This window comes from Rummeliibacillus sp. NPDC094406, from assembly GCF_044763875.1.
Lineage (GTDB): Bacteria > Bacillota > Bacilli > Bacillales_A > Planococcaceae > Rummeliibacillus.
Window position 1 is genome coordinate 75,514 of sequence record NZ_JBIWGZ010000001.1, and the last position, 18,614, is coordinate 94,127.

Annotated in this window: 19 protein-coding genes and 1 riboswitch; of the genes, 16 read left to right on the forward strand and 3 right to left on the reverse strand. The window is 34.7% G+C overall.

The window, feature by feature from the left end; all coding sequences use genetic code 11:
* Window positions 1-49: 49 nt before the first annotated feature.
* Together ACIQ4I_RS00350 and ACIQ4I_RS00355 are read left to right on the forward strand one after the other, a co-directional pair.
* Window positions 50-1,768 carry an FtsX-like permease family protein gene (locus tag ACIQ4I_RS00350; RefSeq protein ID WP_403093311.1) on the forward strand — a complete coding sequence of 573 codons (1,719 nt, stop codon included), beginning with the start codon at window positions 50-52 and terminating at the stop codon, window positions 1,766-1,768.
* 130 nt (window positions 1,769-1,898) lie between these two features.
* A complete protein-coding gene (locus tag ACIQ4I_RS00355) occupies window positions 1,899-2,231 on the forward strand; it encodes a YxeA family protein (protein ID WP_403091771.1) in 333 nt (110 codons plus the stop codon).
* Window positions 2,232-2,458: 227 nt separating this feature from the next.
* Here ACIQ4I_RS00355 and ACIQ4I_RS00360 read toward each other — a convergent pair whose 3' ends face one another.
* Window positions 2,459-2,992: a ribonuclease H-like YkuK family protein gene (locus ACIQ4I_RS00360; protein ID WP_403091773.1), complete on the reverse strand. Its 534-nt coding sequence runs from the start codon at window positions 2,990-2,992 to the stop codon at window positions 2,459-2,461.
* Window positions 2,993-3,137: 145 nt separating this feature from the next.
* On the opposite strand from ACIQ4I_RS00360, the gene purU reads away from it, so the two are divergent.
* Window positions 3,138-4,040 carry a formyltetrahydrofolate deformylase gene (gene purU / locus ACIQ4I_RS00365; protein WP_403091775.1) on the forward strand — a complete coding sequence of 301 codons (903 nt, stop codon included), beginning with the start codon at window positions 3,138-3,140 and terminating at the stop codon, window positions 4,038-4,040.
* 230 nt (window positions 4,041-4,270) lie between these two features.
* On the opposite strand, the gene ACIQ4I_RS00370 is transcribed toward purU, so the two are convergent.
* Window positions 4,271-4,915, reverse strand: a complete 645-nt coding sequence (locus ACIQ4I_RS00370) for a hypothetical protein (protein ID WP_403091777.1) — start codon at window positions 4,913-4,915, stop codon at window positions 4,271-4,273.
* A 226-nt stretch (window positions 4,916-5,141) separates the two neighbouring features.
* Here ACIQ4I_RS00370 and ACIQ4I_RS00375 point away from each other — a divergent pair, with 226 nt between their 5' ends.
* From ACIQ4I_RS00375 to ACIQ4I_RS00400, 6 genes are all read left to right on the forward strand, one after another.
* Complete coding sequence (locus tag ACIQ4I_RS00375) at window positions 5,142-5,921, forward strand: GNAT family N-acetyltransferase (RefSeq protein WP_403091778.1); 780 nt, start codon at window positions 5,142-5,144, stop codon at window positions 5,919-5,921.
* Between the two features lie 124 nt (window positions 5,922-6,045).
* Window positions 6,046-6,501 carry a hypothetical protein gene (locus ACIQ4I_RS00380; protein ID WP_403091780.1) on the forward strand — a complete coding sequence of 152 codons (456 nt, stop codon included), beginning with the start codon at window positions 6,046-6,048 and terminating at the stop codon, window positions 6,499-6,501.
* A gap of 588 nt (window positions 6,502-7,089) precedes the next feature.
* A complete protein-coding gene (locus ACIQ4I_RS00385; protein ID WP_403091781.1) occupies window positions 7,090-8,076 on the forward strand; it encodes a ketoacyl-ACP synthase III in 987 nt (328 codons plus the stop codon).
* Window positions 8,077-8,088: 12 nt separating this feature from the next.
* The gene (locus ACIQ4I_RS00390) at window positions 8,089-8,325 is read left to right on the forward strand and encodes an acyl carrier protein (protein ID WP_403091783.1); all 237 of its coding nucleotides are present in this window, start codon (window positions 8,089-8,091) and stop codon (window positions 8,323-8,325) included.
* A 9-nt stretch (window positions 8,326-8,334) separates the two neighbouring features.
* Window positions 8,335-9,036, forward strand: a complete 702-nt coding sequence (locus ACIQ4I_RS00395) for an acetyltransferase (RefSeq protein ID WP_403091785.1) — start codon at window positions 8,335-8,337, stop codon at window positions 9,034-9,036.
* Window positions 9,037-9,090: 54 nt separating this feature from the next.
* Complete coding sequence (locus ACIQ4I_RS00400; protein WP_403091787.1) at window positions 9,091-10,257, forward strand: acyl-CoA dehydrogenase family protein; 1,167 nt, start codon at window positions 9,091-9,093, stop codon at window positions 10,255-10,257.
* 217 nt (window positions 10,258-10,474) lie between these two features.
* Here ACIQ4I_RS00400 and ACIQ4I_RS00405 read toward each other — a convergent pair whose 3' ends face one another.
* Window positions 10,475-11,008 (reverse strand): VUT family protein, encoded by a 534-nt coding sequence (locus ACIQ4I_RS00405; RefSeq protein ID WP_403091789.1) that lies wholly within the window; start codon window positions 11,006-11,008, stop codon window positions 10,475-10,477.
* Between the two features lie 167 nt (window positions 11,009-11,175).
* Window positions 11,176-11,220: riboswitch (PreQ1 riboswitch) on the reverse strand.
* A 255-nt stretch (window positions 11,221-11,475) separates the two neighbouring features.
* Between ACIQ4I_RS00405 and ACIQ4I_RS00410 the strand changes: the two genes are divergently transcribed.
* The 7 genes from ACIQ4I_RS00410 to ACIQ4I_RS00440 all read left to right on the forward strand — a co-directional run bounded on the left by ACIQ4I_RS00410 (window position 11,476) and on the right by ACIQ4I_RS00440 (window position 18,607).
* Window positions 11,476-12,957, forward strand: coding sequence for an aldehyde dehydrogenase family protein (locus ACIQ4I_RS00410; RefSeq protein ID WP_403091791.1), 1,482 nt, complete (start codon window positions 11,476-11,478; stop codon window positions 12,955-12,957).
* A gap of 84 nt (window positions 12,958-13,041) precedes the next feature.
* Window positions 13,042-13,887: a 3-hydroxyacyl-CoA dehydrogenase gene (locus tag ACIQ4I_RS00415; protein ID WP_403091792.1), complete on the forward strand. Its 846-nt coding sequence runs from the start codon at window positions 13,042-13,044 to the stop codon at window positions 13,885-13,887.
* Between the two features lie 36 nt (window positions 13,888-13,923).
* Entirely contained in the window at window positions 13,924-14,631 is a 708-nt protein-coding gene (locus ACIQ4I_RS00420; protein WP_403091794.1) for a CoA transferase subunit A, read from the forward strand.
* Complete coding sequence (locus tag ACIQ4I_RS00425; RefSeq protein ID WP_403091796.1) at window positions 14,615-15,295, forward strand: 3-oxoacid CoA-transferase subunit B; 681 nt, start codon at window positions 14,615-14,617, stop codon at window positions 15,293-15,295. Before ACIQ4I_RS00420 ends, ACIQ4I_RS00425 begins: the two co-directional genes overlap by 17 nt.
* Window positions 15,296-15,373: 78 nt before the next feature.
* Window positions 15,374-16,150: an enoyl-CoA hydratase/isomerase family protein gene (locus tag ACIQ4I_RS00430; protein ID WP_403091798.1), complete on the forward strand. Its 777-nt coding sequence runs from the start codon at window positions 15,374-15,376 to the stop codon at window positions 16,148-16,150.
* 11 nt (window positions 16,151-16,161) lie between these two features.
* A complete protein-coding gene (locus ACIQ4I_RS00435) occupies window positions 16,162-17,310 on the forward strand; it encodes an acyl-CoA dehydrogenase family protein (protein ID WP_403091800.1) in 1,149 nt (382 codons plus the stop codon).
* A 103-nt stretch (window positions 17,311-17,413) separates the two neighbouring features.
* Window positions 17,414-18,607 (forward strand): thiolase family protein, encoded by a 1,194-nt coding sequence (locus tag ACIQ4I_RS00440; RefSeq protein WP_403091802.1) that lies wholly within the window; start codon window positions 17,414-17,416, stop codon window positions 18,605-18,607.
* The last annotated feature ends 7 nt before the right edge of the window (window positions 18,608-18,614 follow it).

Here is an 18,614-nt window from a genome sequence, read left to right on the forward strand (position 1 = left end):
CTCGATTTTAATCTTTTTCCTATTTTCGACTACAGCTTTCCATCCAATGATGAAGGAAGTGGATACTACAAGTACATTGGGATTAACAATGTTACTTGCCAGCTTCTTTATTTATATTTTTTCATTTATTTTTATTATCTATTCGCTGTACGCTTTTTTAAAAAAGAAAACAAAAACACTTGGAGTATTTTTGATGTCAGGTGCCTCCATGAAACAAATACGCAAAATGGTTTTTAGAGAAAATATGCTTATCGCCGGGGCATCGATTATCACAGCAATTGCTCTTGGACTTATCATTGCTCCTCTATTTTTAATGGTTGCTAAAAAGGTGTTACGTGCTGATAGCTTTGGAATGTATGTACCATTACAATCAATCACGTTAACAATAGTCTTATTTATTATTTTATTTGTGGTAGTTTCTAAATTTATGTCACGCTTTATCAAAAATGAAGAAATCGTACAGTTGTTAAAAGCAGATGTAACTCAAGAAAAGCCAATTGCACCCAGACCATTGAACCTGGTGCTCTCGATCATTGCGACCGCTTTTCTATTCATTTCACTAATCAAGGAAATGAATTGGATAAAATCTCTTGATACGTTCGGTTATTTTGCACTATTTGCCAGTCTATTATTAGCCATTTATTTTACAGTTACTCAAGGTGTGCTCCTGGCAATTCGTATATTGCAAAGAAAATCTTCATATCTCCAAAAAACAAACATGCTGTTTGTTTCCAACTTAAAGGCTAAAGGACGTTCTCATGCGCATATTATTTACTTATTAACGATTTTATTGCTCGGTGTTTTTCTATGTACAAGCGTTCTATATAGCTCCTACTATAATGTGAAGGAAAAAACAGAGAGCCTATATCCTTACAGCTTCCAATATACTTCCCTTCCTACTAACACATCTGTAGCTGAGGAAGCAGATATTCGGTTTATTGAGGCTACATTAGACAAAGAAGGTAAGTATGCTGCATATTATTCAGCCTTTAAAACGGATGAAGAACGGCGGATTGGCTTTATGTCGGTTTCGAATTATAACGCACTTGGTTTGCATAAGCCGATTACACTAAAGGACAACGAGTATTATGTCGCAGCTGGTAATGAAGGTATAAAACCTAATACAAAGACGATTCATGAATACCCATTTGGGAAGCTCAAATATGTTGGTCTTGAAGAAAAAAATATTTTATCAACGGGTTTAAGAAATGCATATTTTATTGTTCCAGATAAAGTATATGAAACAATTGATTATCCAGTTTACAAAGTGTTTGCTTATGAAATGGAAAATTGGACAGACAAGGTCGATGTAGTAGAAACCATTTTATCGCGGGTTCATACAGATCCTGATACACACCTAACAGCTTCTAAAATTGATTTATATGATACGGAAAAATTCGTGAAGAGTATCATGTTCTTCATCGGATTTATGTTGAGTTTAATTTTCTTGAGTGCAGCAATGAGTATTCTTTATTTCTACCTGCAAACATCACTTGAAGGAGAAAAGAAGAAATATGCAGGCATTCGAAAAATTGGACTTTCAAATAAAGAGCTATCTACCGTTGTATCGAGGGAGTTAGCCATTTTAATTTTTATTCCGTTTACTATCGCAGCTATTATTTTATTTGTAGCGATGTTTGGAATGAGTAATTATATTTCATCAACATTCTATCTAATGACAGCGATCGGTGTAGGCATATTTTCACTGCTATTTGTTGTGAGTTTTTTCATCATCCGACGAAGTTATTTAAACAAACTGGTAAATTAATACGCAAACAACAAATAGAGGAGGATTCATTCTAATTCTCCTTTCATAGGCTTGATAAACGAGTAGAATTTTGAAACGAATAGATGAATTAAATTTTTTGCGCGGGAATGATACAAGGAGGAAAAATGAAATGAAAATTATTAAATCATTAACTATATTTAGTTGTCTAGTGATTTTTATATTAGTCGGATGTGGTAAAAAAGATGTTGTGCTTGAAAAAGATTATTATGTGAAAATCGATGAAGAAGCAGAACAAACTAATAATAAGGAGCAATATGTTTATAATTTAAAAGGGTATGATGAGAATGGTGACGAAAAGGTAGTATATTTTTATGTTGATAAACCATATAAAAAAGGAACGCTGTTACGTGTTCCTAGAAGCCTCGAAGGATATACTGGTAGTAATGAGGTAATCGAAGCTTATGAATTGCCTAAAGAGGTTAAAATGAAATTAAAACTATAAAGTATATGCTTTTACAATCTCAATGATATTGGAGTTAGTCGCTGCGAAATACTGAGAATTCAAGGCAATTGATTCAAATAATAAAAATACCCCATCCTTGAGTTAGATGCTCAGATGGGGTTTCGCCAATTTTCTTGCCCACTATTAAATTAACCGTTTGATTTGCGGTCTTTTAACTTTTTTCTGTTGTTCATTTTAGTATTCTTGGAGATTGTTCCAGTGTTTCTTTACCTCGTATACCGATTCGCATAATGCGAAGCAACAAAAGCATCTGGCTTAATCTTGGGCTCCACTCCAATGGATTCCATTCTTGCGACCATTTCTTGTACAAATTCACGCGTTTTGTTGCGTTTGCCAGCACCGATATCGATGTGGCCTTCCATTGTAAAAGTTGAACCATCATAAATAAATGGAAGAATGATGTCGATCAGTTGCTTTTTCTTTTCCTCTGAAAACATCGATACGATTTCTTCCGTGAAGGAGAGCTCTAGTGAAATGCGTTCATGTAGATGTAGCATTTTCCTTGGGACAATCACTCTTCTAATACATGCCCATACACCATGGCCTTCTTGCAAAATCACAATGCCAGTGATAAATACGGTGCAATCTTTATGAACTTGTGAGTCCGTTCCAACGATTAATCGATAATTACCTTTCGGATTTAAACTCATATAATGGACAATATGATCAAAAACGTCTTCGAAAGACATATTTTTTTCTTGAAGATTTTGAAAAGGATCGTAACGAAATGAATTTCCCATGTTTCACCGCTTCTTTCCTTAAAAGGGTTGTATATTACATTATATCCAAGGGTATTTTAATTGTTGCAGAAGAAATGACTTGAGTATTACTCTAGATTGTTTGATAATTTATAATATATGTTATGTAGGAGATGTAAATAATATAATGAATATTGATTATAATGAAAAATCAAAGCAAGAGAGTAAGGGATTTGAGAATCGTGCACGTTTGTTAGTGAAATGTCCTGATAAACCTGGGATTGTATCGATGTTGTCTTCGTTTTTACATAATCACGATGCTAATATTATTGAGTCAAATCAGTTTTCTACGGATCCTGAGAATGGAACATTTTTCATTCGTTTCGAATATCACTGTGACAATCTTCAACAAAAGGCTGCTGAAATGGAAAAGGATTTTGAAATCATCGCAGAAGATTATCAGATGCAATATCGTTTTTATTATCGAAATGTTCGCGAGCGTTCGGCTATCTTTGTATCAAAAGAGACGCACTGTTTGTTGGAGCTATTATGGGAATGGCAAAATGGGGATTTAGAAACGGATATCGCGTTGGTTATTAGTAATCACGAGACAGCACGCCCGATAGTGGAGGCATTAGGTATTCCTTTTTATTATATTCCAGCAAATAAGGTTATACGCAAACAAGTGGAAGAAGAGCAAATTCGTTTAATAGAAGAATATAAAGTAGATGTGCTGATTTTAGCACGCTATATGCAAATTTTAACACCTGATTTTGTAAGCCATTTTGAAAATCGCATTATTAATATTCACCACTCATTCTTACCTGCATTTATCGGAGCAGGTCCTTATGAACGTGCATTTGCTCGCGGTGTGAAACTGATTGGTGCAACTTCACATTATGTGACAAATGATTTGGACGAAGGTCCGATTATTGAACAAGACGTAGAGCGTGTAGATCATCGCGATGATGCCGAGCAATTGAAAAAAATCGGCCGTCAAATCGAACGCCGAGTTCTTGTAAAAGCTGTTAGATGGCATTTAGAAAACCGCATTATTGTGGAAGGTAATAAGACGATTGTCTTCCATTGATTGCAAAGCGGGTTGAGATGAGGGCAATGAATATTTTCTAAAACAGTACAACTTTACTTGAAATCAACACCAGTAAATCGAATGTGAATGGTAATTATTTATGAGTGTAGACTAAGTCTTTTTTGACTTGGTCTGCACTCTTTTCTTATAAATGATTTAATCAGTAGTAAAAGATCAGCCTTTCTTAAAACCGTTTGTCAGGGGTCAGAATAAATAGTCCGTTGATTATATTAAGATATTTTGCCGAATTTATTACAACTAAATTCAATAGTGAATGCTTTCTCAAACGATTGACCATTTTTCTTAAAGATACCTTCAATGTGAATGCTATATGTACGACCACCATCTATTAGAGATGCCTCGTAAGATGTTTGCTCCCACTTACCAGAAGAGCCTACTACATGTGTTGAAATATTGTCTATTTTTGCAAACAACTGACGGTCAGAGCGTTCGTTGTATTGAGTTTCAATGTTAGCTGTAACTTCAATCTCAGGTATATAACCACTAACATAAATGCGTGCTGTTTTTATCGTTTTTCCGTTGCCGTTTTTAGCTATATGATCATAAGTTGACGATAAAGCATTTAATGTTTCACGTTCAGTTGCGATATGTTCATCGACCATATCTTGAATCATTGTTGCAAATACTTTCGGTTCAACCCAATCTTCTTGTTTAAACTTATTCATAGGTAATACTTCAATATGAATACCTACCTTCTTATCCATTGCCTCATCCACGCTTTTTACATACTGTTTATAATATTGTTGTTTTTCTTTTTCAGTAAGTGAATTTGCAGTAGCCGATTCGATAGTTGTCGTCCCTAACAATGAAACTGAAATAACAAGTGCTGTAATATTTTTTGTAAATTTACCCATTTTTCCCACCTCCTTATAACAAAAATTATAAACGAAAAGGGTTTTAAAATATAGATGGAAATATTTGAATATTGCAACTTTTTAACGAAAAAAAGTTTAGTATATTTACAACTGGTGCTTTAATTATGTTTATTAATTATGGTAATGTAATCGTTAATAGGAAAAAATAGTAAAACAAGGTCTATAACAGGTGATAGAGTTGAAAAGTGTAGAGGGGATGTTTATTTTGGAAACAATTGAAATGGTAGAGTTAGGCGAAGAGAATTTAAATGATAAGGGATGTTTTTGCCTACGTAGCAAGCCAAATTCAACAGGTTACTTAAATAAAAATGAATGGCTTATGGGAAAGTTCAATGAAGGGTTAAAGTATATAAAAATTATGGAGAATAGAAAACAAGCAGGGTTTATAGAATATACACCTATTGAATATTCTTCAAGAGTTGTTTATGGTGAAAACTATTTAGTTATTCATTGCTTATGGGTACAAATTACGGGAAAAGGGTATGCCTCAAAATTGATTAATAAATGTATTCAAGATGCAAAAGAACAAAATAAAAATGGAGTTATTGTGATTACAAATCCAGACACTTCTTGGACACCCAGTAAGGATGTATTTATCAAAAACAACTTTATAAAAGTAGACCACGCACCTTATGGTTTTGAATTACTTGTTAATAAATTTGCAGATTCACCTGATCCATATTTTCCGAATGATTGGGATGAGCGACTTACACATTTTAAAGATTTAACAATCCTCCGCACACAGCAGTGCCCTTTTATAGATATATCAACCGATAATGTTATTAAGGCAGCAAACAAACTAGATATAAATGCAGAAATTATTGACATGAAAAACAGAGAAGAATTATTGAAACTTTCACCTACCCCGTATGGTATCTATGGAGTCATCTACAAGAATAAATTAATTTCATACCATAGACTTACGGTTCACTCTGCAATGAAACGATTAATCGAGTTAGATCATTTAAAGTCTGTGACACGGTAAGACAGTAGAAATTTAAATTGTAAGATTTATGGATTCGTAACGGAACCATTACTCTGAAGCTTTTTTAAATTGAGTATGTTTTTAAAAATTCGATAATTTAACTATTATATATAGGAGTGACCGTATGATACCACATAACTTTTACTTAATTCCAAATAATGTAGATATGAAATTACTATATGCTTTTTACCCGAGTGAAGATGAGAGCGATGGTTATAATCAATATGTAATTGAAAGTTTTATTATTGATGATGATTTTATTGATTATATAATTGATGGTTTAGGAGAGAATGAGTTGAATGATGTACCTTGTTTAAACCCAAGTATGAAAAGCCTACCGAAAATGGATGGGTATAGTAGATGCGGTGATAGTCTTTTTGTCGAGGAATCTGCTGAAAAGTTAATAAAAACATTTATATCATGGAAAGAATTTTTACAAGATAAACCAGATGAATTCACTTCTGATGATGGTTTCGATGAGTTTAATAAAAATGAAATATTGGATAATCTTGAAAAAGCAATTGATTGTTCGAAAAAATTGTTAACTAACAAATTTTATATTTTTCATTCAGGAATTTAAAACTATCTTTATATAAGAAAATTTAATTCTTATTCTTTTACTATCTACATAAGAGTACGTTTTATCACAATAAATTTTTATATATTCTTTATCCAAATCTAATTGTCTTTTTAAGTGCCCTCCGAAAATGTTCGGAGGGTTTTTGTATTTTTTCAAGCTTTTAAATATAAAACAATAATCATAAGGATAAAAAATGAATTTTACTCCTTTGATTACAAATAATTTCTTTTACGATACTTTATCTTTTTTCCTATGTACCATTCATAAATGAACTAAATTATTCATATGTTTATATAGTAAAAAGTAATCATTACTTATTTAATTCAAATATCTCAAATATTCTATGTAATACGTTTTTACCCTTTTCAGATAGATAGCTACCTCTATTTTGAAATAAAACTTGTTAAAGTTTGCACCTAGTACGTCTATACGCTTCAGATTCTTCAACCATTTTTTCCAGTTTTGCACGTGCTGATTTAAAGACTCTATTCGAATTGTTCGATTAAGTTGCATTAGCGTTCCAAAACAAAAGATATATTTGTATCTAAAGTAATTACCGATTATCTAAAAAAGGGAGGAAATCTAAGTTTGACTAAAATTGCAGCTATTGAATATTATTTCCCAGAAAATCAAGTATATAATGATCCGGAAAATAAATTAACAAAGAAAATCGGAATATTCTCGAGGTATATAGCTCGAAAGGATGAAACAGCTCTAGACTTAGCTGTAAAAGCTGCAGAAAAACTCTTTGAAAAAGGCGTTTGTAAAAAAGAAGAAATAGACTTTTTACTATTTTGTACTCAAGCTCCAGATTACATTTTACCTACATCCGCATGTATGATTCAGGATAAATTAAAATTATCAAAGAACTGTGGTGCTCTAGATTTTAATTTAGGCTGTTCAGGCTTTATTTATGGTCTCTCTTTAGCAAATGGTTTAATAAACAGTAAACAGGTAAAGAATGTACTTTTATTAACGGCAGATACGTACAGTAAATTTGTAAATGAGCAAGATTTAAGTACTTCATTACTATTTGGAGATGCTGCTGCGGCAACATTAATAACAAAATCTAATGAAGATCATATAGGAAAATTTGTATTTGGAACTGATGGAAGTGGGGCTAATAACTTAATTATACAAGCTGGAGGAGCTAGAGAACCTATTAATTCAGATACAATCATGGAATTCGAGGATGAAAGAGGAATTATTAGAAATAAAAACGATTTATATATGAATGGTCCGGAAGTTTTTAACTTTGCAATGCGGGAGATTCCTAAATCTGTAAAAAACCTTTTGGAAATAGAAAATAGAACTTTGGATGATTATGATTATTTTGTTTTCCATCAAGCAAATCAGTATATGTTGAATGCGTTAAGAAGGAGATTAGAAATTAATCCTAATAAGTTTTCAATACAATTAAATGACTGTGGAAATACAGTATCTTCTACCATTCCAATTGCATTAAAAAGAGAAATCGAAAAGGGGAATATCAAAGAAAGTGACAATGTATTATTAGCAGGATTCGGTGTAGGACTATCTTGGGCATCATGTTCTATAAAAATAAATTTAAACTAAGGAGTATAAAAAATGAATTTAAAAGAGTTTACATTGCTATGTGAAGAAATTTTAGAATTAGATGATGGAACGCTACAATTAAATACAAATTTAGAAGAAATTGAAGAATGGGATTCACTTGCAATAATGGATATACTATCTGTTTGCGACACCGAATTCAATACACCGTTCCCAGTAGATGTTTTTCGTAAAGCAAAGACATTCCAAGATATAGTAGATCATATTAATGACTTTTTAAAGGTAGGGTGAGTGGATACAATGGTTCAACCTGTTAAGAATGGAGAAAAGTTAGTAATTATTGGGGATGGCGAGTTAGCAGAAATTGCATATGAATATTTTACTTACGATTCTCCATATGAAATAGTAGCTTTTGCAGCTGAGAAAGACTATATAAAAAGGGACAACCTTTATGATTTACCTGTTGTTTCTTTTGAAGAGGTGCATCAGATTTACCCAGTAACTGAGTTCAAAGCATTTGTTGCAATTCTTCATACAAATTTGAATAGATTAAGAACGAGATTATATCATGAAACGAAAAATAAGGGATATGAATTGGTATCTTATGTTAGCTCCAAAGCTTTTGTTTGGAGAAATGTAACAATTGGTGAAAATTGTTTTATATTTGAAAACAACGTATTACAGCATCATGTTAATGTGGGCAATAACGTAATTTTATGGAGTGGAAACCATGTTGGACATAGATCGGTTATTAAAGATAATTGTTATATTTCATCACATGCAGTTATTGCAGGAGACTGTGAAATTGGAGAAAACTGTTTTATTGGAATAAATAGTACAATTAATGATGGATTAAGAGTTAGAAAGGATTGTTTTATCTCTTCAGGGGCATTAGTAATTAAGAATACGCTAGAAGGGAAAATATATAATGGTAGCCCTGCAAAAGCAGCACCTATTGATGTTTATAGATTTTTCAATATTGATACTGAACTTGTCTTTTAAAATGAAAAGTCATTAGCAATATCGCATGTATTAATTTAGAAGTGGGTGTAATAAATGGCGATTGCAAGTAAAAATAAACAAATTTACGACCAGCTAATGGAAAGTGCAAAAAAAATTGGACAAATTGCTGAATTTGAAGCATATGAAGCCGATGAAAATGCTACTATTTCTCCGAACGTAATAAGAGTAATGATCGAGGAAGGAATCAATAAATTAATTTTGCCGAAAGAATATGGCGGTCCTCAAATCGATTTTAAAACATTTTCTGATATGGTTAAAACAGTAGGCTATTACAATTTATCAGCGGCTTGGTTAACCTACTTCTTTTCAGTGCATAACGCATGGGTAGCATTTTTACCAAAACATCGAATGGATGAAATCGTTTATGACGGAGGACTAGTTGCCGATATTTTTGCACCAGTTGGCAAAATAGAAAAATGTGACGGTGGGTTTATAATATCTGGTACATGGAATTACGTAAGTGGAATCAACTATTCTGAATGGATTTCAGTAGGTGCTAGATATCAATTTGACGATGAAGATGAACCTGAATCATTAGGTTTATGTATGAATACATCGGAACTTAACGTAACGAAAGATTGGGATTCATTAGGCTTAAGAGGCACAGGTAGTCATACAGTAAGTATAGAAAATGTATTTGTTCCAGACGATATGGTTATTCGCTTCTCGAAAGTAGCACAAAATAGAAAGCCATTTAAATTAGAAGTAGACGAAGATTATTTATATTATAACGTACCGTTTTATAATGCTTTCTATATGGGTTTTGCTTCTATGTGTTTAGGTGCTGCACAAAGAGTACTTGATGAATTTAAAGTTTGTACAGCAAATCGAGTTCGTGCTTCTGGAATTGAAGAACATAAAAAGAGCAGAAGTCAACGTATACTTGCGAAGTTAACACTTAAACATAAGGCTTCTGAAGCGATGATGAACGAATACATTAATATGTTAAATGAAGATGAAGGCCAATACGATCCATCAATTTGTCATGCTCTTAGGGTTCAGATAATTCGTAATTGCGTGGATATTTCTGTTGAAATAACACTGTCGCTTGGTGCTTCTGCATTAAAGAGAGGAAAGCCTGTTGAAATGATGATGAGAGACTTAATTGCCATTGGCACACATGTAACGTCCCTTTACGAAGATGGTATCGAGGCATTTGGTAAATACTTATTTGGATTTAAAAGTTACTCTCGCGAATAAACTTTTTATTTGGGTTTTATTATGTGATTACATAAAAAAGATGCTAACCCAAATGGGCAGCATCTTTTTTATGATATTTTATTTCAATTCAAGTTAATATTATAGATCATTGAATCATAATTCATATGCTGGACAAGTTCCGTAGCCATCACTATTTCTGCTACTATAGCATTTCAATAGCTTCGATCCGATATACTCCATATTCGCACATCATACACTAATTCGCAGACTGTTCTTTTGTGAAATTGGTGAACTGTAGAACCAGAACACCCAAAATTTGCATCACAACTTTGATCATGATTTGACCTAAAATCGCCATCCACACAGCATCCCATGGTACAAATCCTGCACCAAGTGGTGATAATCCGACGATAACAAAAATCGTAGAATCCAAGATCCCACCAACAACACCGCTATATAGAATTCTCATGCTGATGGACGTTTTCATTCTCGAATAAATTTCTGTATCAGTTGTCTCAGAAACTGCAAAACTTACCGCGCTAGCGAAGACAATCCATAACGTATCGCCCAATAAATAGCTAGAAATAGCTGATAACAGTAATGCAAGTCCAATAAAAAGATACGTTTTTTTCTTTCCATATTTGTTTTGTACAAGATCTCGTAAGATGAAAGTAGCTCCGATTAGGAATGAGCCATAAGGAATGATAAATATTCCTAAAATAAGTGGGTTAAAACTTGCTGTAATGACATTAGCTAGAACGATAGCTAAGAGATATAAGAAAACTCTCATAGAATAAGACTCCTTTTAAATCGTGAATTTTTTTAAACATATCGAAATCGATTTTTATGTAACTTTCTTTTCGTTGTTTAGATAATCCAAATCTTCCATTTCCTCCCGTATTTCTAAAAATAAGAAGGATCCTAGCAAAATAAAAAACTATATCCCTAAAGATATAGTTATCCCTAGTTTTTTATAGAGGGTTTTTCTAGAACCTCTTTTACATTTAGTAAAAGTTTTATTTAGTTTCAAAAGTTATTTTACCATATTATCTGATCGTTTGTTGATTTATTTTTTAGTAATAATTTCCTGTTCTTCATTCAACTTACCTCTTTTTATTAGTTGAATTGTGAAAAATAGACGGAATAAATCCAGAATTAGCATTGAAATTTTGTTCAATTTGAACATAGTTATAAAAAGGATTAAAAGGTAAATTGATTATATAAAGATTGAAATTTCAAAATATTGGAGGGGCTCAGATGAAAAAAGTCTTAAACTACATTAACGGTGAATGGTGTGAAGGTTCATCAGGTAAATTTATTCCTGTAACAAATCCAGCTAATGGCCAAGTATTAGCAGAAGTAACACAATCTACTAATGATGATGTAGATAGAGCGGTAAATGCTGCAAAAAGTGCTCAAAAGGAATGGAGTTTAGTACCTGCTCCAGATCGTGCAGAGGTTTTATATAAAGTTGCGAATTTATTAAAAGAAAGAAAAGAAGAGATTGCTCAAATTCTTACAAGTGAAATGGGAAAAGTAATTGATGAAGGTAGAGGAGAAGTTCAGGAAGCTATTGATATGGCATTCTATATGGCTGGAGAAGGACGACGCCTGTTTGGAGATACGATACCATCTGAACTTCGCAACAAATTTGCGATGAGCATAAGAGTTCCAATTGGAGTGGTAGGAATCATTACACCATGGAATTTCCCTATCGCAATTGCTTCCTGGAAATCACTTCCGGCACTTGTATCTGGAAATGCCGTGGTGTGGAAACCAGCTACTGAAACGCCTATGGTGGCTCAGGAATTTGTGAAAATTTATGAAGAGGCTGGTTTACCAAAAGGACTGATCAATCTAGTGAATGGTTCAGGTAGTGTAGTTGGAAGTGCAATGGTTGATCATCCGCAAATTGATTTAATCTCATTTACAGGATCGAACGAAGTAGGAAAGGCAATCAATGGACGTGCAGGGGAGTTATTGAAAAGAACATCCCTAGAAATGGGAGGCAAAAATGCTGTAACTGTTTTAGAAGATGCAGACTTAGACTTAGCAGTAGAGGGTATCTTGTGGGGGGCATTTGGAACAGCGGGACAAAGATGTACAGCAACAAGCCGCGTTATTATTCACAAAGATGTGAAAGAAGAACTTGAACATAAATTAATAAGTCGTATTAAAGAATTGAAAATGGGTGATGGACTAGATGAAACTGTAAAAGTAGGTCCTGTTATTAACGGTGCAGCACTAGAACGGATTGATGAATACGTCAAAATTGGACAAGAAGAGGGAGCGAAACTTCTAACAGGTGGGCAAATTGTTAAAGGAAATGGGTTAGAAAACGGAAACTTCTATGAACCAACCATTTTCACGAATGTAACACCAGAAATGAGAATTGCGAAAGAAGAAATATTTGGCCCGGTCGTTTCTATTATTTCAGTAAATAGTTTAGAAGAAGCCATTGAAGTGAATAACAGCGTAGAATTCGGCCTTTCAAGTGCAATTTATACGGCTAATGTCAATAAAGCATTCGCTGCAATGAGAGATTTGGATACGGGTATTGTTTATATTAATGCTGGCACAACTGGGGCTGAAATCCATTTGCCTTTTGGCGGAACAAAAGGAACTGGAAATGGACATAGAGATTCAGGTGTAGCAGCATTAGATGTGTACACTGAATGGAAAGCAGTTTATGTAGATTACAGTGGAAAATTACAAAGAGCACAAATAGATAATTATTGATATAGCTCGTTAAAAAGAATAGGGTAACCTGTGTTTCTTGTTCGAAATACAGGTTATTCTACATAGAAATTGGGGTGCTGAGTAATGGAAAAGTTAACAGTCGTGGGTTCGGGAGTAATGGGGAGAGGAATTGCATATGCTGCAGCAATTGGAGATTTTCAAGTTGTATTAAATGATATTAACCAAGAAAATTTAGACAAGGCAAAGTTTCAGATCGAGAAAGAAATGGCTAAAAGTGTTGAAAGAGGCTATTTAAAAAGTGAACAAGCAGCTACAGCATTAGAAAATTTAGAATTCACAACAGATTTAGAATCTGCAGCTAGTGATTCGGATATAGTTATTGAAGCTGTTTTTGAACTAATGGAACTAAAAATAGAAATCTTTAAAAAATTAGATAAGATTTGTCCCCAACATACGATTCTAGCTACAAATACCTCAACGATGAGCCCAACAGAAATTGCTGCACAAACTTCCAGACCAGAAAAGTGTCTGGCGATGCATTTCTTTAATCCTGTACACAAAATGAAATTAATAGAAATGATTAGAGGCTTAGAAACGTCAGATGAAACGGTAGCTAAGGCAAAAGAATTTGGCAAAAAATTAGGCAAAGAGACAGTAGAGGTGAATGAGTTCCCAGGGTTTGTTACAAGCCGTATGAATTGTTTAATTGGAAATGAAGCCATGAATCTTCTAATGGAAGGTGTAGCATCTCCTGAAGACATCGATAAAGCAATGAAACTAGGATTGAATCATCCAATGGGACCTTTAGAATTAGCTGATTTAGTAGGCTTGGATACACGTCTTAGAAACATGGAATATCTTTATAAAACATTAGGAGAAAAATATAGACCTTGCCCACTCCTTATTAAATATGTAAAAGCCGGGAAATTAGGACGTAAAACAGGCTCAGGATTTTATAATTACAAGTAATTACCTAATTTCAGCTGATGGGAGGTTCAAAAAATAATGATTAGGGTATGTGAAAAACAAATATCCGCAGAAGAAGCAATAAAAATGATTCAAATGGGAGATCGTGTATTGGTTGGTGGATTTGGTATTTGTGGCACTCCTTTTACATTAATCGATACAATTACCGAATCGGATAATGCTAGAGAGCTAACAATCATCAGTAATAATTTAGGAGAAGCAGGTAAAGGCCTAGGTAAACTATTAACCTCTAAGCAAATTAAAAAAGCAGTTGGTTCCTATTTCACAACGAACCGAGACGCTGTAAAAGCTTGGAATAATGGAGAGTTGGAGATTGAACTCATACCACAAGGTTCACTCGCTGAAGCAATCCGTGCAGGTGGTGCTGGAATTGCTGGGTTTTACACAAAAACAGGCGTTGGTTCGAAGTTAGCTGAAGGAAAAGAAGTAAGAGTTTTTGATGGCGAAGAATATCTTTTTGTTAAGGGGATAAAAGCAAATGTTGCCTTAATCAAAGCAGATAAGGCAGATACAATGGGGAATCTTGTTTACTCGAAAACAGCACGTAATTTCAACCCGATGATGGCGACAGCAGCGGATTATGTTATTGCAGAAGTGGATGAAATAGTAGAGGTTGGCACTTTGGACCCTGAACAAATTGTAACTCCCCACGCCTATGTAGACGCAGTTGTATTGAATGATCGTTATGAAAAAATAGGTGGTGAGTATATTGAGCGTAGTCGATAATAAACAATCGATAGATCGAGTAAGGATCGCAAAACGTATTGTCAGTGAACTGCATGAAGGAGCAGTGGTAAATCTTGGTGTAGGGATTCCTTCACTCATCCAGAACTATTTAAAATCAGACAGCAAGGTGTTTCTTCAATCGGAAAACGGTCTATTGGGTATGGGACCTACACCGCATAAGGATGAGATTGATATGAATCTAATTAGTGCTAGCAAACAGCCAATCTCATTAGGCGTGGGGGCATCCATATTCTCGAGTTCAGATTCTTTTGCGATGATACGTGGAGGACATATTGATATTGCAGTAATGGGAGCCCTCCAAGTAAGTGAAACTGGTGAGATTGCCAACTGGGCTGTACCTGGTAAGGATATTCTTGGAGTTGGGGGTGCGATGGATTTAGTAGCAAGTGCAAAAAAAATAATAATTACCATGACCCATGTAACAAAGGAAAACACACCTAAAATTGTAAAAAAGCTCACCTATCCAACTAGCGGTATACGTACTGCAGATTTGATTGTAACTGAAAAAGCCGTTTTTCGAAATGAAAATGGGGAATTATTGCTGGAGGAAATTTCTAATGATTCCTCTGTAGATGAAATAAGAAAACTGACAGGCGCTCACTTTAGAGTTTCTGAAAATTTACAAACGATGAGAATTGAATAGACAATTCTATACAGATAGTTTCCTTTCTTTTTAATCATTTATCACGAGATTTTGTATGAGTATGGAGGTGCGGAAAAGTTGCATTTTTCTAATATTATCGTAGAACAGGAAAATAAAATAGGATTTATTAAAATAAACCGTCCTGATCAACGAAATGCCTTAAATTTAGAGACATTACTTGAAATCGAAAAGGCGTTAGATGAATGGAAAGTAAATCAAGACATTCGAGTCATCATTTTTACAGGTGTAGGTGAAAAATCTTTCGCAGCTGGAGCAGACATTCGTGAATTGAATAAAAGAGTAATGATCGAAGCACTCCAACCAAATATGACAGCCACTTATAGAAAAATAGAAGAATATGAGAAGCCAACAATTGCTGCAATAAATGGCTTTGCCTTAGGTGGTGGTTTAGAGCTGGCTCTTTCCTGTGATATCCGCATAGCATCATTGAATGCAAAGATGGGTTTGCCAGAGGTTGGATTGGGTATTATGCCTGGTGCTGGTGGAACTCAACGGCTCACTAGAATAATTGGTAGAGGAAATGCGTTGGATCTTATTCTGACTGGTGACATCATTACTGCGGAAGAGGCAGTAAAGCGAGGACTAGTAAGTTGTGCTGTTCCACAAGATGAACTTATTGAGAAATCTAAAGAGTATGCCAACAAAATTAGTTTAAAAGGTCCATTAGCTGTACGTTTAGCGAAAGCAGCTGTAAACCGCGGAGCAGATATTGATATGGAAACCGCACTTTACTTAGAAAAACTTTCCCAGACGATTCTGATTGGTTCTGAAGATAAACTTGAAGGAACACAAGCATTTCTAGAAAAAAGACATCCACATTTTGAAGGAAGATAAGGAGGCCAATAATGGATTTTACATTACCAGAAGATATTCAATTATTGCAAAAAGCTGTTCATGACTTTGTCCAAGGTGAAGTTGAAAAAGTAGCTATGGAAATAGAGGAAAATGACGAGATTCCTAGTCATATAGTTGAAAAGTCAAAAGAGATGGGTCTATTTGGCTTAAGTATTCCAGAAGAATACGGTGGTCTTGGTCTTAACATGGTTGGAAAATGTGCAATTTACGAAGAATTAGGTAAAACACATAACGGCTATACGACTCTGATTGGGGCACATACCGGAATCGGAACAGTAGGAATTGTCGACCTCGGTACAAAAGAGCAAAAAGAAAAATACCTTCCTAAAATGGCTAGCGGTGAATGGATTGGGGCATTTGCTTTAACAGAGCCAAGTGCTGGATCAAATGCAGCTAATTTAAAGACAAGGGCTGAAAGAAGAGGAGACAAATTTATCATTAATGGCTCAAAGCACTATATTACCAATGCAGTCTGTGGCAATGTTTTCACAGTTATGGCTGTAACAGATCCGAGTAAAGGTGCAAAGGGGATTACTTCCTTTATTGTAGAAAAGGATTTCCCAGGCTTTATCGTAGGGAATGTAGAGAAAAAGATGGGGCTTCGTGGTTCACATTCTGCAGAACTCTTTTTTGAAAACTTGGAAGTTCCAGTAGAAAATGTCCTTGGCGAAGAAGGTCAGGGATATGTAAATGCATTGAAAATTCTAGCAAATGGACGAGCTGCACTTGCGGCAAGAAACCTGGGCTCTAGTGAAAAACTTTTGGAACATAGCATGGACTATGCGATGCAAAGGGTACAGTTTGATAAACCGATTTTTGAACAGCAAGCGGTTCAGCATATGCTAGCAGATATGGCTGTTGAAATCGAGTTGCTTCGTTCGATGACCTATCGGGTAGCGTGGATGACAGATAAAGGTATGAGAGTAGTAAAGGAAGCAGCCATGGCAAAATTATATGGTTCAGAGGTATACAACCGTGTCGCTGATTTAGCGGTACAAATTCATGCGGGAATGGGTTATATGAAAGAATACCCAATTGAACGATACTACAGAGATGCGAGAATCACGAAAATTTATGAAGGCACAAGCCAAATTCAAAAAAATATTATTGCTGGCGAATTGAAAAAGGAGTTTTTATAAAAACTTCATAATATTTAGCTAAAGTTATAAGAATGAAAAATAAGGATTTCTTCAAAAAGATGTGCAAGTTTTTCCTATGTGTATTTAAATCGGGGGTGTAAGTATGGAAAATCCAGTGATTATTGACGGTGTAAGGACCGCTATCGGTAGAATGGGGGGAACCCTTAAGGATATTGAAGTAGATTTTCTTTCAGAAAAAGTAATGCGTGAGGCTTTAAATAGAAGCGAAATTAACCCTTCAGATGTGGAGGAAGTTGTTTGGGGGCATGCAAAGCAAAGCTCCGATGTACCAAATTTAGCACGACTTGCGGCGCTCAGAGCAGATCTTCCTATTGAAGTAGCTGGTTATACAGTTCATCGTCAATGTGGCTCTGGACTTCAAGCAATCAATAATGCAGCACAGCAAATCAAGTGCGGTCTATCAGATGTTATTTTAGCTGGTGGTGCTGAAAGTATGAGCACAGCTCCATATTATTTAAGAAAAGCTAGATATGGCTATAGTGCTGGAAATGCAGAACTTGTTGATCCAAACACCGAAAGTCAGCCACGAGCACAGCCAATTGAAGTATATGGGAATTTGACTATGGGATTAACAGCTGAAAATTTAGCTGGAAAATATAATATCAGTCGTGAAGAACAAGATTATTTCTCTCTTGAAAGCCAACAAAAAGCTACTGATGCGATAGAAAATGGGAAATTTAAAGATGAAATTGTACCTTTTGAATTAAAGATGAAGAAAGAAATCGTTCAATTTGATAGAGATGAGCATCCTCGATTAACTAGTCTTGAAAAACTAGCAACCTTAAAACCTGTTTTTAAGGAGGGTGGTACGGTTACAGCTGGTAATTCGAGCGGCCGTAATGATGGTGCAGCAGCTCTTATTATGATGTCTGAAGAAGCTGCATTAAGACGTGGCTTGTCTCCACGACTTCGTATCGTATCTCAAGCATCTATAGGAGTGTCTCCAGAAATTATGGGAATTGGTCCAGTACCTGCAACTCTAAAGGCTTTAAAACTAGCTGGCTTAACCTTAGATAATATTGACTTAATTGAATTGAACGAGGCTTTTGCTGCTCAAGCACTCGCTGTCGTGAAAGAGTTAAATATTGATCGGAAAAAATTAAATGTTAACGGCGGTGCAATTGCATTAGGCCATCCTATTGGCGGTACTGGAGCTATTTTAACAGTAAAAATCATGAACGAACTCGAACGAACTGGTGGTAGATATGGTTTAATTACTGCTTGTATTGGTGGTGGTCAAGGTATTGCGACCATTGTAGAAAATCTAAGAGTCTAATCATTGG